Raw genomic sequence first — 17,730 nt, forward strand, 5'->3', positions numbered from 1 at the left:
ACGGATGCGCACTCGTGCATACGAAGGAGAGCCCGGTGCAGCAGCCTTGGACCCGCCGGTTATACGGTCTGCCCGTCGTCGTGGCGCTGCTCGCCGCCGCCGGATCGTCGTCCACGAGTGGCGCCGCAGCCCGTGCCGTGCCCAGGCCGACGGGACAGCAGGCCGCTCACTGCCGCGCGCTGCACGCGGAGCTGCCCGATGCCCTGGCGGGGCTGGAGCGGGGGACGTCCCGTCCCGTCTCGGAGTTCACCGCGGGCTGGGGTGATCCGGCGGTCGTGCTGCGCTGCGGGATACCGCGCCCCGAGGTCTTGACGGTGGGCTCCGAGAGCTTCGACCGCTACGCCCCTGCGTGGGAGATCGGCGGCATCAGGTGGTTCGTGGAGCAGCTGCCCGGCGGCAGTGTTCGCTGCGTGGCCAATCACCGCGCCGCCTTCGTGGAGGTGTTCGTGCCGAAGGAGTACGGCGGTGACGGGACCGGGCAGACCGTCCTCACCGAGCTGGCCGCGATCATCAGTGCGACCATCCCCGAAGGGTATGTCTAACCCTGGACCTGACGTTGAGGGCTACGGGCCGGGCGGGCCGGGCCGGGCTCTCAGAACCATGGAGCCGCCGCCTCCCGCAGCGCCCTGACCCCCTCGGCGAGCGACGCCGCCGAGGCCAGGGCCCCCGTCACCGCGTACACCGCCCGCTGGATCCGCCCCCGCGCCGGCTCGTCGGCCGTCGGCAGCGCGTCGTCCACCTCGTCCAGCGCGGCCTGCGCGGCCTGGACGGCGGGCGAGGGCAGGCCGCCGCCGGAGGAGCCGGTCGGCAGAGACGCGAGCTGGGCGCGCAGGGCCTCCACGGCCTGCCGCAGCTCCCGTACCTCGGCGGACTCCGCATCCCGGCCACCGGACCCCGCCGCGTGGTGGACGTACTCCGCCCCGGCGTGGTCGCCGGTCTGCGCGTTGCCGCTGAAGGTCCCGTGGATGACGATGCCGCGCGTGTGGTCCCGGGGCGCGTCCCCGTTCCCGTCCCGCCGGGTGGAGGTCATCGTGTCAACTCCCTGAAGAAGCGCCGCCGGGGCTCGGGCCGACGTGGGGCCGGGGCGTGGTGACGGTCTGGTGCGTGGCGTTCGCGCCGTCACCCGTCTGGACGTTCCCGGTGACGGTTCCGTGCACGTGCACCGAGCGGTCGAAGACGACGTTGGCGCGCGCGTCGTACTCGTCCGTGCGGTATCCCGCGTCCCGCAGGCTGCCGCGCACCGCCGTCAGCGTGCGGGTCTTGATGCTCTTGAGGAACCGCTGGGCGTCCATCTCCTGGAACAGCTGCTGGTACTCGGGCTCCGCGGCCAGCTCCCGGACCGAGTACCGGGGCCCGTGGTCGACGACGCGGTCGGTGCGGCACATCCGCCCGTACCAGGACCGGCTCCGCGCGGTGCGCGCTGCCGTCCGCGGGATGGCGATGAGGTCGCGCGGGGCGTCCCCGGCCAGCCGGAAGGCGGCTGCCAGGGCGTCGCCCGCCAGGGAGAGCCAGTCCGAGGCGCCGGACGGCGGCATCACCTTGTCGATCTCGTGGTACGCGCGGGCGATCGGCGGCAGCAGGAAGGCCCGGGACTCCAGGAACAGCAGGCCGCCCTGCAGCTGCACCCGGCTGAAGACGGTGAGGACGACCTCGTCCTCCCAGCTGCCCACCCGGGTCGTCAGATAGTGCCGCAGCCGTTCCTCGGCGGCCAGGTCCAGGCTGTCGGGCCACCAGGTCGGGGGAGCCGGTACGCCCGGTGCGAGCTGCAGCCGTTCGGCGGCCGAGCGCCGGGCGAAGGGCGCCATGCGCGCGAACGCCGTGCCGGGCCCGGTGCCGCTCCAGTCCGCCGCCGGGCCCAGTCTCAGACCGCCCTTCATCACGTAGTCGTCCACGTGGATGCCGTGCAGCCGGTCGCCGGGATACTCCCCGCCCGCGCCGAGCCGCAGGAGTTCGGCCCGTATGCGCGCGTGCACCGCGGGGACGGTGAAGCCGGCGGCGTCCGGCGCGGCACCGGTGCCCGCCGGGGCGGCCACGGGCTGCGGGAAGCGGAGTGTGGGCACGGCCCGGCCGGTCCGGGGGATCAGCTCGATCGCGAAGGACCAGGAGTCCACCTCGACCCCCGCTCCCACGAAGGGCGCGTAGTCGCTGTAGATGACGTCGGGGTCGGCCTGCTGGCGTCTCAGCTGTGCGATGCGAGCCGCGGTGGAGCCCTGCCCGTCGGGGTGTTCCGGGGCCCGGCCGGTGGCGAGGAGGTGCAGCAGGGACGTCCTGAGGTACGCGTCCACTGCCGCGATCGCCGTCCAGAGGGCGAAGACCAGGAGTATCGCCGGGAGATGAGGCTGCACGACTTCCGACAGCAGAGGGCCGACCCCGCTCAGGAGCCGGGCGCCGAGGAAGGCGACGATCGCCAGCCCGATGAGCCCCGTCAGCAGGCGGGTGACAGGGCCGGACCGGTCGCGAGCCGCCGTGCCGGCGACGCGCTGCGTGGTACTCGCCATCGCGCGGGCCGCGAGCCGGAGGAGGCGTACGACCAGTACCAGGCCGACGCACAGGAACACGCCCACCGCGTCGACCGGGAGCAACAGCACCGGAACGGCGAGCATCAGCGCCCCGCGGAGCGCGGCCCGGCGCCGTGCCACCAAGCACTCCTTGAGCACGGCCACGAGGTCCACCCCGTAGGCGGGCGGAGGGACGCGGTACGGGTTCTCGGCGAGCTCCGCGATCACCGCGTCGCGGAAGTCACGGTCGAGGTGGGCCGCGCCGCGCAGGTAGGCGGTGGCATCACCGGGGCGGCTGCCCGCCTGCGCCTCGATGAGCTGGCGGAGCGGGGTCTGGGAATCCTGCTGGCTCATCGTCGGGAGGACCCTTCCGTCGGGGTGGACAGGGGGACAGGGGAAACAGGGGCGGAGGAAGGAGGGTGCGGACGGAGGGGGGCTGCCGGGTCGTCAGATACGGGTGTGGTCGCGTACCGGCAGCCCGTACCGGCCGGCGATCGGCGCCCACGTCCGCAGGAACTCCTGCTTGGCCTGCGTCGCGAGGCCGCTGCTCGCCACCCCGCGGTCGTACGCGGAGCCGTGGGGAACGCTGCCGGAGGAGCAGCCCGCGGCATCCCGCGCCCACCGGGCGAACGCGCGGTCGGCCTCCGCCGAGCGCCGCCACGCGGTCCGCAGCTCCTCCGCAGCGGCCTGCCCGCCCTCGATCTCCTCCACGGCGATCCGCGACAGGTCCTCGATCAGCCCGTCACGCCGGACGGCGGCCGCGTCCAGGCCGGCTCCGGCTGCTGCGACGGCCGCAGCGGAGACACACGATTCGACGGCGTTCACCGCGTCGGTGACCTTCTCGCGGTCCGCCGCGCTCTTCGTCAGCAGCGCATCCAGGGCCGCGGCCGGGGCCCGTCCCGTGGCGGGCGGCGCCGGCGAGGGCGAGGAGGGATGCCGCCCCTCGGTCCGTGCCGTACTCTGCGTCGCGCTCTGCGTCGCGCTCTGTGCCGCGAACGAGGCCGACGGATCGCCGGGCGACGGCCCGGGGCCGGCCTCGGAGCCCGGGAAGAAGGCCTTGACCACGACCAGGGCGACCACCGCCGAGGTCAACGCACCGACTGCCGCCGGCAGGACGAATCTTCGTGACACGGCCCCGGACGGCCCGCGGGCACCCGGTGGCGCAGGACCGCCGCCATCCGCCGCGCCCCCGGCCCGAGCGGAACCCCCGGACACCGGTACCCAACCGCCCGCGCCCCGGCGAGCCTCGCTGTCCCAGCGCATCGGTGCGCCGTCGTCGTCCTGGGCCATACCGTTCCCCCGTCGCTCTTCCGCACTGTCGTGCGGTCGGCGCACACTGTCAACTCCTGGGGAAATCCGGCAGGCCGGCCTCCTGTCGTCGTCCCGTCACCGCCGGCGCAGCACCGTTCCCAGGACGCGCTCCAGCGGGAAGTAACCGACCTCCCGCGAATCGAAGCTCACCCCGCCGTTGTCGCCGAGGAGGACCACTTTGCCCGGCGGTACGCGCTCCTCGGGCGCCGTGGCCAGGGCGGGGACGCAGTCGAGCGGGACGAGGTCGCCCGGGAGCGCGGCCACGCGTTTGATCAGCCAGTCGCGGCCGTGGACGCCGGCCGCGCCCGCCCCGGCGCGCACCGGCGGCCGGGGCCACATGCCGCCGCTCGCGGGCCGTTCGGCCACCACGACGCGGCCCACGGCCGGCCGCGGGCCGCGCCGGACCAGGACGCGGTCGCCGTCCCGGAAGGCCGGCGCCATGCTCGTGCCGCGGACGGTGACCACGACCAGGCCGCGCGTCAGGCACACGGCCGCACCCAGCGCCGCGCCCGCCGCGACCGCAGCCGCGCCGCGCAGCCGCCGCCGCAGCGCGGGCCCGGCCGTCACCGGGGCTCCCCGGTGTACGCGGGCTCGCTCCCGGCATCGGTGACGGCCCGGTAGCCCGCGGCCTGGAGGGCGAAGAGGCGCGCATAGCGGCCGCCTGAGCCGATCAGCTCGGCGTGCGGGCCCTGTTCCACGACGCGGCCGTCCTCCAGGACGGCGATGACGTCGGCGTCGCGCACCGCGCCGAGGCGGTGGGAGATGAGGAGGCTGGTCCGCTCGCCGCGGTGGCGCCGCAGCGCGGTGTGGATCTCGTGCTCCGCCTCGGCGTCGAGCCCCGCCGACGGCTCGTCGAGGATCATCAGGTCGCGCTGGTCCCGCAGGAACGCGCGGGCGAGCGCGAGCCGCTGCCGCTGGCCGCCGGAGAGGACCACACCGGTCTCCGGGTTGTCCTTGTCGGACTCCATGAAGAACCTCCGCGACAGCAGCGTGTCGTACCCGTACGGCAGGCCGGTGAGCTTGGCGTGGATGCCGGCGCGCTCCGCGGCCGCCTCGATCCGCGGGCGGTCGCCGAGGGCCGTGAGGTCGCCGAGGGCGATGTTCTCCGCCGCCGTCATGTCGTAGTGCATGTAGTCCTGGAACACCGCGCCGATACGCCGCCGCAGCTCCGCCACGTCGACCGTACGGATGTCCACGCCGTCCCACAGGATCGCGCCGCGCTCGGGATCGTAGAACCGGCACAGCAGCTTCACCAGCGTGGACTTGCCGGCGCCGTTGAGCCCGACGAGGGCCAGCACCTCGCCGTGGCGCAGGTGCAGGCTGGCGCCGCGCAGCACCCACGGGTGCTCCTCGGAGTACCGGAACCACACGTCGCGCAGCTCGATGCCGCGGGCCGGCGGCGGCAGTGCGGCCGGCTGCAGGGGCACGGGCAGGTCCGGACCGGCCCCCGCGACCACGAGGTAGTGGTCGAACATCAGCAAGGCCTGGTGCGAGCGGGCCACTTCGCTCGCCAGGGTGGCCAGCGCGCCCTGGATGCCCGCCACCGCGGCCACGAACATGACGACGTCGCCCGCCGACAGGGTGCCGGCGTGCGCGGCACCCACCGCCCACAGCAGTCCGCCGCCGGAGACGAGCGCGGCCAGCAGCCCGAGCCCGGACTGGACGACGGCCTCCCGCCGGTCCACCGCACGCTTGGCCGCGTCGGCCGTACGCCGGTCGGCCAGCATCCGCCCCCGCAGGAACGCACCGGTGCCGAAGAGCCGTATCTCCTTGGCCGCTTCCACGCTCGACAGCAGCTCGCTGTAGAACATCTGCCGGCGCTCGACCGGTCCGACGTCCCACAGCGTGCGCGCCTTGCGCCGCGCCATCGCGACCTCGGACACCAGCGTGGGTACCGCGGCGCCCACCACCAGGGCGGTCATCCACGGGCTCAGCAGGGAGAGGGAGCCGAGGAACCCGCCGATGGTGAGAGCGCTGCGGGCGATGCCGACGGCTCCGTCGACTGCCTGGTTGGGCATGCCCCCGCCGGAGCTCTGCGCGAGCCGCAGCCGGTCCAGGAAGCGCGGGTCCTCGAAGCGGCCCAGGCCGGCGAAGCCCTCCACGGCCGTGAACAGCCGGTCGTCGGCGAGCAGTCCGACCCTGCGGTCGAGTTCGCGCCGCAGGTACTGGCTGATCTGCGGTACGACCGCGATGACGGTCCCGGCCGCGGCGAGGCCCGCGCCCAGGCCCACCAGCGTGCCGAGCGAGGCACCCGAACCCAGCCCGTCGAGCATCAGCTTGGTCAGCCAGGCGGTGACCACGGGGAGGGCGCCGGCCAGCAGCGTCAGCACCAGGTAGCACGCGAGGGCCGCGGGCGCCGCGCTCGCCACCAGCGCGGCGGCCGCGGTGATCCGGCGGGCGGTGACCAGGAGGCCGCCGGAGGGTGCGGGCGGGAAGCCGGCGGCACCGGAAGGGCCGGGCCCCGGCCCTTCCGGTGCCCCGGGGGAGGGTGCGGGGCCCGGTGCGGGGCCGGGGCCCGGGTCCGGTGCGGGGCCCGGACCGGGTGCCGCCTGCCGCCGGCCGTGGTCCTGCCCGTTCATGCGGCTACGACGGGGGAATCCACGTTCACGTTGTTGCGCGCGATCACGGGCCTGCCGGCGCCGTCCGAGGTGACCTCGAGCAGCGTCGGGAACCCCATGATCTGGAAGGCGTCGGTCATGACGGGCTCGCTGCCCTGCACCACGACGCGGGCGACCGGGCTCAGCTCGGCGACCTGCCCCTCGGCCCGCTCGGGCGTGCCGACCACCACGGCCAGCACCTGCTTCCGGCCGCCGGGCACCATCCGCGCGTACTCCGCGAACTTCGGCAGCATCTCGTGGCACGGGCCGCAGTTAGGGGAGAAGAACGCCACCAGGGTGTCGCCCGACAGCGACTCGCGGGTCAGCACCTCGCCGTCGACGGAGACGGCCTGGAACTCGCCCACCTCTTCGCCGACCTTGATGACGGGCGGTCTGCCGGGCGCGTTGCCGTCGGCCATCTTGGACAGCATCGCGGTGTGGTCCCGCAGCCGCTTGATCACCCCCAGGGTGAGGATCAGGTCCAGCGTACAGAGCAGTCCCACCAGGACCACCGCCGCGATCAGGACGGGCATGGAAGTCGTCTCCTCTGGGATCACGTGGAGTCGGTTCGGAATTGGTTCGGAGTCAGTAGGGCGGGCCGGAACAGATCGAGGATGTCGTCGAGCGCGGCGACCAGCCCGCCCAGGAGCAGGCCGCCGAGCACCGCCACGGCGGCGCCGCCCGCAGTGATCGCCCCGGGCGCGGCGACGGCCGCCGTGCCGGTGACCGCCGCGGCCGTGAGGGCGAGGTTGCGCACGATGTGTCTCGGCCCCAGCGGGCTCGCCGAGGCGCCGAAACACCGGCAGGGCGTACGCACTCCCCGCCGTACGGAGACCGCGATGGCGGCCGTGAAGACCGCCAGCAGCCCCGCTGCGATCACCAGTCCCGCCACCGTGGCGGCCGTCACCGGCACGGCGAGGCTCACGCACACCGCGCACTCGGCGGCCACCACGGCCCGGGCCACCGACCGGGCCCGGCGTGAGGGCATGATCCGCATGCCCTCCACCGAGACCACGAACCGGTCGAACGCTCTTCGCCCCGCTGACTTGCCGAGGGACGAGGCGAAGAAGACCACGCCGATCAGACAGTGGATTCCGATCGCCAGATAGCCCACCTGGTTTTCCTCCTCCGGCTGTCGTCGTGACGTTCCCGGTCGGGGCGGTTCGTCATCGCCGGCCGGCTCTTTCAACCGGTCGGCAGGAGAGTGCTGTTCTCGGCACTGTTCTCACTGCTGTTCTCGCTGCTGTGCTCGCGATCGCTAGCACTGACAGACGATCGTCGGGCAGCCGTTGGAGTTGCAGCAGGCCCAGCAGGGTGCGTTGTAGCCGCACTTGCCGCTGCACTGCCAGCAGGCCGGGTAGTTACCGCAGGCCAGGAGCTCGGCCGCCGCGGCATCGATCTCGGGCACGAACTTCCCGAGCAGGCGACTGCCCAGCTCGGTGAGCTTTGCGTACATCGACACACTCCTCACATGATCAGAACTTGACCGGACGTGACCGGGCTTGATCGGATCGGGTGTGAACCGGGGTACCGGGTTGGGGCCCGGTGCTTACGCCGGTCGAGTCTCATCGGGCCGTGGCGGGGCGGATAGTGCAGTTTCCGGCCGAGTGGGCCCATCGGCCGGGACGGCCGGGGCGAAGTCCGGGTGGCGTGAAGCGGCTCTTGCGGATTGCCGGGGGTACGGCTCCGGTCTACGGGTCCGTGGAGCGGGGCGAGCGGCCGGGCCTGCTGCACCCCTGCCCGGACCGGCAGATTCCTCTGCCCGCGCCGAATCCACGCCTCCGTGCACGCGGCCGGGGTGCGCACTGGCCAGCGTCGGTGCGCGCCGTGCATCTCCGCCACCGGCGGGCGGCGGCCGCGGAAGTGGGAGAGGTGCATTCCGGCCGACGGTTGCGCACCGGCGCACAAGGGGCCGAGGAGGTGGTTCCGCTTCCTTGCGGGGCGTGGTAGGTCCGGCGCCCAGGCTTCGTTCAGGCCTTCATTACGGTCCTCGCGTCGCGTGCGGAGACGCCGCGGCGGACGGCATGTCGACGTCCGGCCCCTGTTCCTCGTAGTCCGTGCGGTCGCACGTGCCGTTGTCATGCCCGGGTGTGGCGGTGTCCGTCCCGGGAATCGGGCCCCTGCCGGGCGGGTGCGGCCAGGGCACGGCGGGCCGGAGCGTGCCCGGCTTCGGCGTCCGCAGCGGTGGTGACGTCGCGTTCTGCCCGGCGGCGCGGGCAGGCGGGCGACCGGTCGTGCCGAGGCCGGTTCTGTCCGGCCCGCCGCCCGGGGCACGCCCGGGGCGCATCCGCGGTGTGGTGCTCCCGTGGTGGGCGAGCGGAACGCGAACGTGTGTGTGAAGTGACCTGCGTGGGGTACGTGTTCGCTCATGGGGAGAGCCTTCCGGAGTGTCACTCGTGCTGCTGTCGCGCTCGCCGTCGCCTGCGCGGGAGCTCTGGTCGCCGCGCCTGCCGCCCCCGCGGCGCAGACCGCCCCCGCGGTGTCGGGCGGCTGCAGCATGGACCTCGGCGCGCAGGGGGACGCCACCGGTGCGTCCGGCAGCCCGGTCTCCGTTCCCCGCGCCGACGGCCGCGTCGATCAGTTCCAGGTGTTCTACGACTCCAGTGCCACCCAAGGCCTGCCGTTCGTGTGGCACCGCGCGCAGTCGGCGCCCGGAGGCTCCTACGGGGCCTGGGAGCGGGTCAGTGCGGGCACGGTCGGCCCCAAGGCGAGCTTCGTGACCGCCGTCGAGAACGCGGCAGGCGGGCTGGAGGTGTTCTGGCTCGACCACGGAGGCTTCTGCCACTCCGTGCAGGGGCCTGCGGGCGGGCAGTGGTCCACCCCGGAGAACTTCGGTCTTCGGCCGTCCCCGTACCACGGCTTCCTCACGCTCTTCAAAAGGTCGAACGGCACGCTCATAGCCATGGCGTCCTCCTCCGGCAAGCCGGACCGCTCCATGGAGTCGCGCACTCAGCTGAGCTCCGACGGCGTCTGGCGCCCGGCGGAGGCCATGGGCAAGGTGCCCGCGACGGACGCCGGCCTGGGGCAGCCGAGCACCGTCACGGAACTGCCCGACCGGCGGCTGAAGGTGACGGCCCGTGAGTGGAATCGCGACCGCTACTGGCAGATCACCGAAGCGGCTCCGAACGACGGGATACCCAGCGGGTGGTGGCCCTCACAGTGGCAGCTCTGCGCCACGCCTCGGTGCGACTGAAGTGCGGGTCCGCCACCGCGTGACCCCGCCGATGTGATCTTTCCGTCGAACGAAGTCGATCACTTGCCCGATGCAGGTTAGGTTAGCCTAAGCTAAGTCCCGCTTCGGGTGTCGTCCTGCACTCCTCGAGACCGCCTTGCTCTGCACGGCGGTGGTAGTGCTGTGCGGAATCCGATGCCGGCTCGGCCTTTCTTCGGCAGGCGGATTTGTGCGCATCTGTGCAGCTCCGTCCTGCCTGGCAATGAACGACGCAAGGACGGAACATGGTGCGCACAGCTGTGGCGGGCGCGAGTGGATACGCGGGCGGTGAGTTGCTGCGGCTGCTGCTGGGGCATCCCGGCGTCGAGATCGGCGCGGTGACGGCCGCCTCCAACGCCGGCCGGCCCGTAGGGGAGGTGCAGCCCCACCTGGCCCCGCTGGCAGGAAGGGCCTTCGAGGAAACCTCCCCGCAGGTCCTCGCCGGGCACGACGTCGTCTTCCTCGCCCTGCCGCACGGTCAGTCCGCGGCGCTGGCCGGCCAATTGGCCCCGGGCGTCCTCGTCGTCGACTGCGGTGCGGACTTCCGGTTGAAGGACGCGGGGGAGTGGGAGCGGTTCTACGGTTCGGCGCATGCGGGTACGTGGCCCTACGGGCTGCCGGAGCTGCCCGGCGGGCGGGAGGCGCTGAAGGGCGCACGGCGTATCGCTGTCCCCGGCTGCTACCCGACGGCGGTGTCGCTGGCGCTGTTCCCGGCGTATGCGGCGGGGCTGGCGGGGCCGGAGGCGGTGATCGTGGCGGCGTCGGGGACGTCGGGTGCGGGCAAGGCGGCCAAGCCGCACCTGCTCGGCTCCGAGGTCATGGGCTCGGCCAGTGCCTACGGCGTGGGCGGCTCCCACCGGCACACGCCCGAGATCGCCCAGAACCTCTCCGCGGCAGCCGGACGGTCCGTCAGCGTCTCGTTCACCCCCGTCCTCGTGCCCATGCCCCGCGGCATCCTCGCCACCTGCTCGGCCCCCGCACTGCCCGGAGTGACCGCCGAGGCGCTCCGGTCGGCCTACACGCAGGCGTATGCGGAGGAGCCCTTCGTCCACCTGCTGCCGGAAGGACAACAGCCCACCACTGGAGCCGTGGTCGGCTCCAACACCGTGCTGGTGCAGGTGGCGCTGGACGAGGCGGCCGGGCGGATCGTCGTGGTGAGCGCGATCGACAACCTGACCAAGGGCACCGCCGGCGGTGCGGTGCAGAGCATGAACATCGCCCTCGGCCTCCCCGAGGAGCTGGGCCTGCCCGTCACCGGGGTGGCGCCATGAGCGTCCGCCGGCTGATCGCGACCGTACTGGCACGGCTGGTGCCGTGCGACCCCGTGGACGTCCGGGCCATGGGCCGGAACGAGGAGAAGCAGTGAGCGTCACCGCAGCGAAGGGATTCGCGGCCGCGGGCATCGCCGCCGGGATCAAGGAGAGCGGCAACCCCGACCTGGCCCTGGTCGTCAACCGCGGACCGCGCCTGGCCGCCGCGGGCGTCTTCACCGCCAACCGCGTCAAGGCCGCCCCTGTGGTGTGGTCGCAGGAGGTTCTGGAAAACGGCCGGGTCTCGGCCGTGGTCCTCAACTCCGGCGGTGCCAACGCCTGCACCGGGCCGGGGGGCTTCCAGGACACCCACGCCACCGCCGAGAAGGCGGCCGGGGCGCTGGGGCACAGCGCCGGCGAGATCGCCGTCGCCTCCACCGGGCTGATCGGCGTCCGGCTGCCCATGGACAAGCTGCTGCCGGGCATCGACAAGGCGGTCGGCGAACTTTCGGAGCACGGTGGTGAGAAGGCCGCCATCGCCATCAAGACCACGGACACCGTGCACAAGACGGCGGTGGTCCAGGGGGACGGCTGGACGGTGGGCGGTATGGCCAAGGGGGCGGGCATGCTCGCCCCGGGCCTGGCCACGATGCTCGTCGTCCTCACCACCGACGCCGACATCGACGCCCCCGGCCTCGACGCAGCCCTGCGCGCCGCGACCCGTACAACCTTCGACCGGGTCGACTCCGACGGGTGCATGTCCACCAACGACACCGTGCTGCTGCTCGCCTCGGGTGCCGCCGAAGTCACGCCCGTGCAGGAGGTGTTCGCCGAGGCCGTCCGCGCGGTCTGTGACGATCTCGCTCGTCAGCTGATCGGTGATGCGGAGGGTGCGAGCAAGGACATCCGTATCGAGGTGATCAACGCCGCCACCGAGGACGACGCCGTCGAGGTCGGGCGCTCCATCGCCCGTAACAACCTCCTCAAGTGCGCTCTCCACGGCGAGGACCCCAACTGGGGCCGGGTGCTCTCCGCCATCGGCACCACCTCCGCCGCTTTCGACCCTGACAAGCTCAACGTCGCCATCAACGGCGTCCGGGTCTGCCGGAACGGCTCCGTCGGCGACGACCGCGACCTCGTCGACATGCGCGCCCGCGAGGTGCACATCACCGCCGACCTGGCCGAGGGCGGCGAGTCCGCCGTCATCTGGGCCAACGACCTCACCGCCGACTACGTCCACGAGAACAGCGCGTACTCCTCATGAACAACAAAGCCCGTACCGTCATCGAAGCCCTGCCCTGGCTCCGGCGCTTCCACGGCAAGACCGTCGTCATCAAGTTCGGCGGCAACGCCATGGTCGACGAGGAGCTGAAGGCCGCCTTCGCCCAGGACGTCGTCTCGCTGCGCTATGCGGGGCTGCGCCCCGTGGTGGTGCACGGCGGCGGCCCGCAGATCAGTGCGCAGCTGGACCGGCTGGGCCTTACGTCGGAGTTCAAGGCCGGGCTGCGGGTGACCACCCCGGAGGCCATGGACGTCGTCCGCATGGTGCTCGCCGGGCAGGTGCAGCGCGAACTCGTCGGACTGATCAACCGTCACGGACCCTTCGCCGTGGGGCTCACGGGCGAGGACGCCCACACGATGACCGCCACCAAGCGTTACGCCGATGTCGACGGCGAACGCGTCGACATCGGACTCGTCGGCGACATCGTGGCGGTGGAGCCGCAGACCCTGGAGGCGCTCCTGGCCTGCGGCCGCATCCCCGTCGTCTCGCCCGTCGCACGGGGCGCGGACGGCGAGATCTACAACATCAACGCCGACCTGGCCGCGGCCGCCCTCGCGGAGGCCCTGGGTGCCGAGAAGCTGATCGTCCTCACCGACGTCGAGGGCCTCTACGCGGACTGGCCCCGCAGCACGGACGTCATCCGCAGTCTGACGGCCGGTGAGCTGGAGGCCCTGCTGCCCGGCCTGGCCAGCGGGATGGTGCCGAAGATGGAGGGGTGCCTGCGGGCGGTGCGCGCCGGGGTGCGCACGGCACACGTCCTGGACGGGCGGGTCCCGCACTCCCTGCTGCTGGAGGTCTTCACGGGCGAGGGCGTCGGCACGGCCGTCGTCCCCGATCCACCGCCTACGGCGACCCTCGTCGCCGGGCCTGCCGGCGCCGTCCGGGAGAGGGTTTCCGCATGAGCGGGCGACAGGCCCCGGCCCCGTCCCCGGCCCAGGGCCAGGGCCAGGATCCCGGCCGAAGCGGCGCCGCACTGGCGAGCCGGTGGAAGGGCGCGCTGATGGACACGTACGGCACGCCTCCGCTGGCGCTGGTGCGCGGCCGGGGCGTGACCGTCGAGGACGCGGACGGCCGCACGTACCTCGACTTCATCGGCGGCATCGCCGTCAACGCGCTGGGCCACGGGCATCCGGCGGTGGTGGAGGCGGTCGGCCGGCAGCTCGCCCTCCTCGGCCACGTGTCCAACCTGTACGTGGCCGAGCCGCCCGTACGGCTGGCCGAGCGGCTGCTGGAACTGGCCGGCCGCGAGGGCCGGGTGTTCTTCTCCAACTCGGGCGCGGAGGCCGTCGAGGCCGCGTTCAAGATTGCGCGGCGGACGGGGCGCAGCCACATGGTCACCGCCGTCGGCGGCTTCCACGGCCGCACCATGGGAGCCCTGGCGCTCACCGGCCAACCCACCAAGCAGGAACCCTTCCTGCCGCTGCCCGGCGAGGTGAGTCACGTCCCTTACGGGGACGTGGCGGCGCTGCGGGCCTCGGTGAGCGAGCGGACCGCGGCGGTGGTCCTGGAGCCCGTACAAGGGGAGAACGGCGTCGTCCCGGCGCCACCCGGATACCTGCGGGCCGCCCGGGAGATCACCGAGGCTGCGGGGGCGCTGCTGGTGCTGGACGAGATCCAGACGGGCATGGGGCGCACCGGGCACTGGTTCGCCCACCGGGCCGCGGAAGTCGAGCCGGACGTCGTGACGCTTGCGAAGGGGCTGGGCGGCGGGCTGCCGATCGGGGCCACCCTCGCCTTCGGCCGGGCCGCCGGGCTGCTGACGCCCGGTCAGCACGGCTCCACGTTCGGCGGGAACCCGGTGACGTGTGCGGCTGCGCTCGCCGTGCTCGCCACCATCGAGGCCGACGGCCTGCTGGAGCACGTCCGGCGCGTGGGCGAGCGGCTGCGGGCCGGCATCGAGGCGACGGGCCATCCGCTGCTGCGCGAGGTGCGGGGAGCGGGTCTGCTCCTGGGCGTGGTCCTCACCGAGCCGGTGGCGGCGCGCGCCCAACTCGCCGCTCAGGAAGCCGGGTTCCTGGTGAACGCGCCGGTCCCGGACACCCTGCGGCTCGCCCCGCCGCTCATCCTCACCGAGGAGCAGGCGGACGCCTTCGTGGCGGCGCTGCCGGGGATTCTGGGCTCCTGACGCCCCGACTTGACACCCCACCTGGCCGGAAAGTTAGGTTAGGCTAACCTAAGCATCAAGTTCTTGGGTTGCCCCCACCACGCCCCTGACCTGCACAGCAGGCAGGTGACGGCCTCGTGGGAACGAGCAACACAACGAAAGGATGAGCATGTCGGTACGGCGCGGGGACACCGCACACACGGGGTGCGGCCCCATCGAGGACCTGGTCGGCATAGGCTTCGGCCCCGCCAACCTGGCCCTCGCCATCGCGATCGACGAGCACAACCGCCGTAACCCCGGCAGCGCGATCCGCGCGGGCTTCCTCGAGCGCCAGCAGCGGTTCGGCTGGCACCAGGGCATGCTCATCGAGGGCGCCACCATGCAGGTGTCCTTCCTCAAGGACCTCGTCACCATGCGGGACCCCGGCAGCCGCTTCTCCTTCCTGCACTACCTGCAGGAGCGCGGCCGGCTCGCCGACTTCATCAACCAGAAGACCTTCTTCCCCACCCGCGTCGAATTCCACGACTACTTCGAGTGGTGCGCGGGCGAGTTCGCCTCCGCCGTCGACTACGGCCGGGCGGCCGTCGCCCTGCAGCCCGTACGGAACGACGGCGTCACCGAGTACGTGGACGTCGTCTCCCGCAGCGTGCAGGACCCGGCCGACGAGAGCGTCCGCCGCACCCGCAACATCGTCCTCGGCACCGGCCTCACCCCGCGCCTCCCCGAAGGCGTCTCCCTCGGACCGCACGTCTGGCACAACCGCGACCTGCTCTTCCGCGCCGCGGAGCTCGCCGGGCGGCCGCACCGCCGCTTCGTCGTCGTCGGCGCCGGCCAGTCCGCCGCCGAGAGCGCCGAATACCTGCACCGCACCTTCCCCGACGCCGAGGTCTGCGCCGTCTTCTCGCGCTACGGCTACAGCCCCGCCGACGACAGCCCCTTCGCCAACCGTATCTTCGACCCCGCCGCCGTCGACCACTTCTTCGACGCCCCCGAGAACGTCAAGCAGGCGCTGCTGGACTACCACGGCAACACCAACTACTCCGTCGTCGACGGCGAGCTGATCGAACAGCTCTACCGCACCGCGTACCAGGAGAAGGTCCAGGGGCGCGAGCGGCTGCGCATCCTCAACACCAGCCGGCTGACCGCCGTCGAAGAACTCCCCGGCGGAGCCCGCGCCGTGATCCGCTCCCTCGCCTCGGGCGAGGACTTCACCCTCGACTGCGACGCGGTCGTCCTCGCCACCGGATACCGGCCCGCCGACCCGCGCGAACTCCTCGGCGAGCTCGCCGGGGAATGCCTCACCGACGAGCAGGGGCGGCTCCGGATCGACCGCGACCACCGCGTGATGACCACCGGCCGGATCCGCGCCGGCATCTACCTCCAGGGCGGCGGCACCGAGCACACGCACGGCATCACGTCGACCCTGCTGTCCACGCTCGCCGTCCGCTCCGGGGAGATCCGCGACTCGCTGCTGGGCGGTGTTCCGGCGGAGGGCGGCGCGGGGGCCCTCGCGGGCGGCGGTGCGGGTGCCCTCGCGGGCAGCGGTGCCGGTGTCCTGGCGGACGGGGGTTCCCGGGCGGCCGGGGCGGCCGGGGTGCCCGGGGCGGCCGCCGACGAACTGGCGGTCCAAGTCGGCTGAGCCGCAGGATCGGTGCGGGGTGTACGGCGGTGCGGGGTCGGCGGAGCCGGCGGGTCAGCCACGGGTGCGTGCCGCCCCGGATCGGTTGCCTTGCGCCGGGGCAGGTGTGCCGGTCAGCTCGGCGCGGCGGGGCCGTCCCCCATCCGGCCCCGCCGGTCCGGGCGGCCCGGCCGGGGCATCTGCCTCCGCCGCGACGGCGATCAGCTCGCTCGCGCCGTGCGTACCGGCGGTGCCGAAGCGGCCGGTCCGGTGGGCACCGCCGGGATCCGCCGTCGTGGTCGCGCGCCGTTGCGGCGGAGGAGATCGCCCAGGCGGCTTCGCACCACCCGGTCCGCCACCGCCGGTCGCCCAGGTCGGCCGAGGACCCGGGCGGCCACCCGAAACCACCGCCCCGCCGCGCCCCCGCCCAACCCGCTCGCCCCGGCCCGGTTCACCCCGTACCCCCTCCGCGAAAGTCCCTCGCCCGCTCCGCCGACCCTCCTTCCTGTCTCCCGAAGGGATCCCCGTGCTCTCCCCCTCCCTCTCGCTCGACTCTGTCCGTCTTGACGTCGCCGCCGTGCTCGGCGAGGAGCCCGTGGATGTTCCCGTCGACGAGAACCTGCAGGATCTCGGGCTCGACTCCATCCGTGTGATGACCCTCGTCGAGCGGTGGCGCGCTCGCGGCAATGCCGTCGAGTTCGCCGAACTCATCGAGGCCACCCCCACCGTCCGCGGCTGGTACGAGCACCTGTCCGCCTCCGCCTCCACCTCCTGACCCTCCCGCCCGCCCCCTCACCCACGCACCGCCCTAGGAGAACCATGAACCCCCGTGCCGCCCGCGGCCGTACCGCCGTCGCCCTCGCCGGTGCCGCCGCCCTGCTGACCCTGACCGCGTGCGGCGGCAACAGCTCGAGCGCCTCCGAGGCCGGGGGCGGGGGCAAGGACGGCAAGGGCCGGGTGATCGAGGCGACCAACGGCAAGGTCACCGTGCCCGCCGCGCCCAAGCGCGTCGTCGGTATCTCCTACGCCACCGGCGCCCTGCTGGACCTCGGCGTCGAGCCCGTCGGCACCAGCGCCATCGACGAGAACAACCCCGTGGAGCTGCTGCCTTCGCAGACCGAGCGGGCCAAGAAGATCACCTCGATCGGCTCGGGCATCGAGACCAACATCGAGAAGGTCGCCTCGCTCAAGCCCGACCTGATCGTCGTCGAGGGCGCCACCGCCTTCGACTGGAACGTCAAGAAGCTCGAAGGCATCGCGCCCACGCTCTACTTCGGCATCAAGACGCCCGTCGACCTGCTCAACGCACAGGAGAAGATCGCGCAGGCCGTCGGCAAGGAGGACGTCTTCACCAAGCTGAAGACCGACTACCGGCAGAAGGCCGAGAAGATCAAGAACACCTACGGGGACAAGCTCAAGTCCGTGAACTGGGCCGTCGCCTCCTCCTACGGCAACGGCGAGTTCATCGTCGACACCCGTACGTCCTGGGTGGGCCGCATCCTCGCCGACGCCGGCGCCAAGTTCGCCAAGGCGGCCGACGACGGCAAGGAGCACGAGGTGACCTACTCCCAGGAGAAGATCGAGGTCCTGTCGGACGCCGACGTGATCCTCGTACCGCGGGCGGCCGCCACCGGTGAGGTGTCCAAGGAGGTCAAGGAGCTTCAGGACAAGCCCTCCTGGAAGCTGCTGAAGGCGTCGAAGGACAACCGCGTCCTGCCGGTCACCTACGCCACCGCCGACCGCTACGGGACCTCGATCGACGTCCTCGACCAGATCGAGAAGATCCTCAAGGGCCTCTAGCCTCCAGGGCCCCCGGCTTCTCCCGCTTCTCTCCCCCCCGCCTCACTCCCGTATCAGTA

Annotated in this window: 17 protein-coding genes; 9 read left to right on the plus strand and 8 right to left on the minus strand. The window is 72.9% G+C overall.

Going from position 1 to position 17,730, the window contains the following annotated elements:
* Positions 1 to 35: 35 nt before the first annotated feature.
* Positions 36 to 542, plus strand: coding sequence for a DUF3515 domain-containing protein (locus FGW37_RS29250; protein WP_246430619.1), 507 nt, complete (start codon positions 36 to 38; stop codon positions 540 to 542).
* Between the two features lie 50 nt (positions 543 to 592).
* Here the strand turns inward: FGW37_RS29250 and FGW37_RS29255 are convergent, their stop codons facing one another.
* The 8 genes from FGW37_RS29255 to FGW37_RS29290 form a co-directional block, all read right to left on the minus strand.
* The gene (locus FGW37_RS29255) at positions 593 to 1,030 is read right to left on the minus strand and encodes a DUF5955 family protein (RefSeq protein WP_179083818.1); all 438 of its coding nucleotides are present in this window, start codon (positions 1,028 to 1,030) and stop codon (positions 593 to 595) included.
* 4 nt (positions 1,031 to 1,034) lie between these two features.
* Positions 1,035 to 2,852: a hypothetical protein gene (locus FGW37_RS29260; protein ID WP_179083819.1), complete on the minus strand. Its 1,818-nt coding sequence runs from the start codon at positions 2,850 to 2,852 to the stop codon at positions 1,035 to 1,037.
* Between the two features lie 93 nt (positions 2,853 to 2,945).
* A complete protein-coding gene (locus tag FGW37_RS29265) occupies positions 2,946 to 3,590 on the minus strand; it encodes a hypothetical protein (RefSeq protein ID WP_246430620.1) in 645 nt (214 codons plus the stop codon).
* A 294-nt stretch (positions 3,591 to 3,884) separates the two neighbouring features.
* Positions 3,885 to 4,376, minus strand: coding sequence for a S26 family signal peptidase (locus tag FGW37_RS29270; protein ID WP_179083821.1), 492 nt, complete (start codon positions 4,374 to 4,376; stop codon positions 3,885 to 3,887).
* A complete protein-coding gene (locus FGW37_RS29275) occupies positions 4,373 to 6,388 on the minus strand; it encodes an ABC transporter ATP-binding protein (protein ID WP_179083822.1) in 2,016 nt (671 codons plus the stop codon). Before FGW37_RS29275 ends, FGW37_RS29270 begins: the two co-directional genes overlap by 4 nt.
* Entirely contained in the window at positions 6,385 to 6,939 is a 555-nt protein-coding gene (locus FGW37_RS29280; protein WP_179083823.1) for a TlpA family protein disulfide reductase, read from the minus strand. The genes FGW37_RS29275 and FGW37_RS29280 overlap by 4 nt, the downstream gene beginning before the upstream one ends.
* 20 nt (positions 6,940 to 6,959) lie before the next feature.
* The gene (locus tag FGW37_RS29285) at positions 6,960 to 7,520 is read right to left on the minus strand and encodes a MauE/DoxX family redox-associated membrane protein (RefSeq protein ID WP_179083824.1); all 561 of its coding nucleotides are present in this window, start codon (positions 7,518 to 7,520) and stop codon (positions 6,960 to 6,962) included.
* A 144-nt stretch (positions 7,521 to 7,664) separates the two neighbouring features.
* The gene (locus FGW37_RS29290) at positions 7,665 to 7,862 is read right to left on the minus strand and encodes a hypothetical protein (protein ID WP_179083825.1); all 198 of its coding nucleotides are present in this window, start codon (positions 7,860 to 7,862) and stop codon (positions 7,665 to 7,667) included.
* A 912-nt stretch (positions 7,863 to 8,774) separates the two neighbouring features.
* Between FGW37_RS29290 and FGW37_RS29295 the strand changes: the two genes are divergently transcribed.
* The 8 genes from FGW37_RS29295 (at position 8,775) to FGW37_RS29330 (ending at position 17,671) form a co-directional block, all read left to right on the plus strand.
* Complete coding sequence (locus FGW37_RS29295; protein WP_179083826.1) at positions 8,775 to 9,599, plus strand: PLL family lectin; 825 nt, start codon at positions 8,775 to 8,777, stop codon at positions 9,597 to 9,599.
* A 263-nt stretch (positions 9,600 to 9,862) separates the two neighbouring features.
* Complete coding sequence (gene argC / locus FGW37_RS29300) at positions 9,863 to 10,888, plus strand: N-acetyl-gamma-glutamyl-phosphate reductase (protein WP_179083827.1); 1,026 nt, start codon at positions 9,863 to 9,865, stop codon at positions 10,886 to 10,888.
* Between the two features lie 91 nt (positions 10,889 to 10,979).
* A complete protein-coding gene (gene argJ, locus FGW37_RS29305; protein ID WP_179083828.1) occupies positions 10,980 to 12,131 on the plus strand; it encodes a bifunctional glutamate N-acetyltransferase/amino-acid acetyltransferase ArgJ in 1,152 nt (383 codons plus the stop codon).
* Entirely contained in the window at positions 12,128 to 13,051 is a 924-nt protein-coding gene (gene argB / locus FGW37_RS29310) for an acetylglutamate kinase (protein ID WP_179083829.1), read from the plus strand. The genes argJ and argB overlap by 4 nt, the downstream gene beginning before the upstream one ends.
* 98 nt (positions 13,052 to 13,149) lie before the next feature.
* Positions 13,150 to 14,274 carry an acetylornithine transaminase gene (locus tag FGW37_RS29315; protein WP_246430872.1) on the plus strand — a complete coding sequence of 375 codons (1,125 nt, stop codon included), beginning with the start codon at positions 13,150 to 13,152 and terminating at the stop codon, positions 14,272 to 14,274.
* A gap of 148 nt (positions 14,275 to 14,422) precedes the next feature.
* A complete protein-coding gene (locus FGW37_RS29320) occupies positions 14,423 to 15,892 on the plus strand; it encodes a lysine N(6)-hydroxylase/L-ornithine N(5)-oxygenase family protein (RefSeq protein WP_179083831.1) in 1,470 nt (489 codons plus the stop codon).
* Positions 15,893 to 16,397: 505 nt separating this feature from the next.
* Positions 16,398 to 16,646, plus strand: a complete 249-nt coding sequence (locus FGW37_RS29325) for a phosphopantetheine-binding protein (RefSeq protein WP_179083832.1) — start codon at positions 16,398 to 16,400, stop codon at positions 16,644 to 16,646.
* A gap of 44 nt (positions 16,647 to 16,690) precedes the next feature.
* Positions 16,691 to 17,671, plus strand: a complete 981-nt coding sequence (locus FGW37_RS29330) for an ABC transporter substrate-binding protein (RefSeq protein ID WP_179083833.1) — start codon at positions 16,691 to 16,693, stop codon at positions 17,669 to 17,671.
* The last annotated feature ends 59 nt before the right edge of the window (positions 17,672 to 17,730 follow it).

This window comes from Streptomyces rectiverticillatus, assembly GCF_013394065.1.
GTDB lineage: Bacteria > Actinomycetota > Actinomycetes > Streptomycetales > Streptomycetaceae > Streptomyces > Streptomyces rectiverticillatus.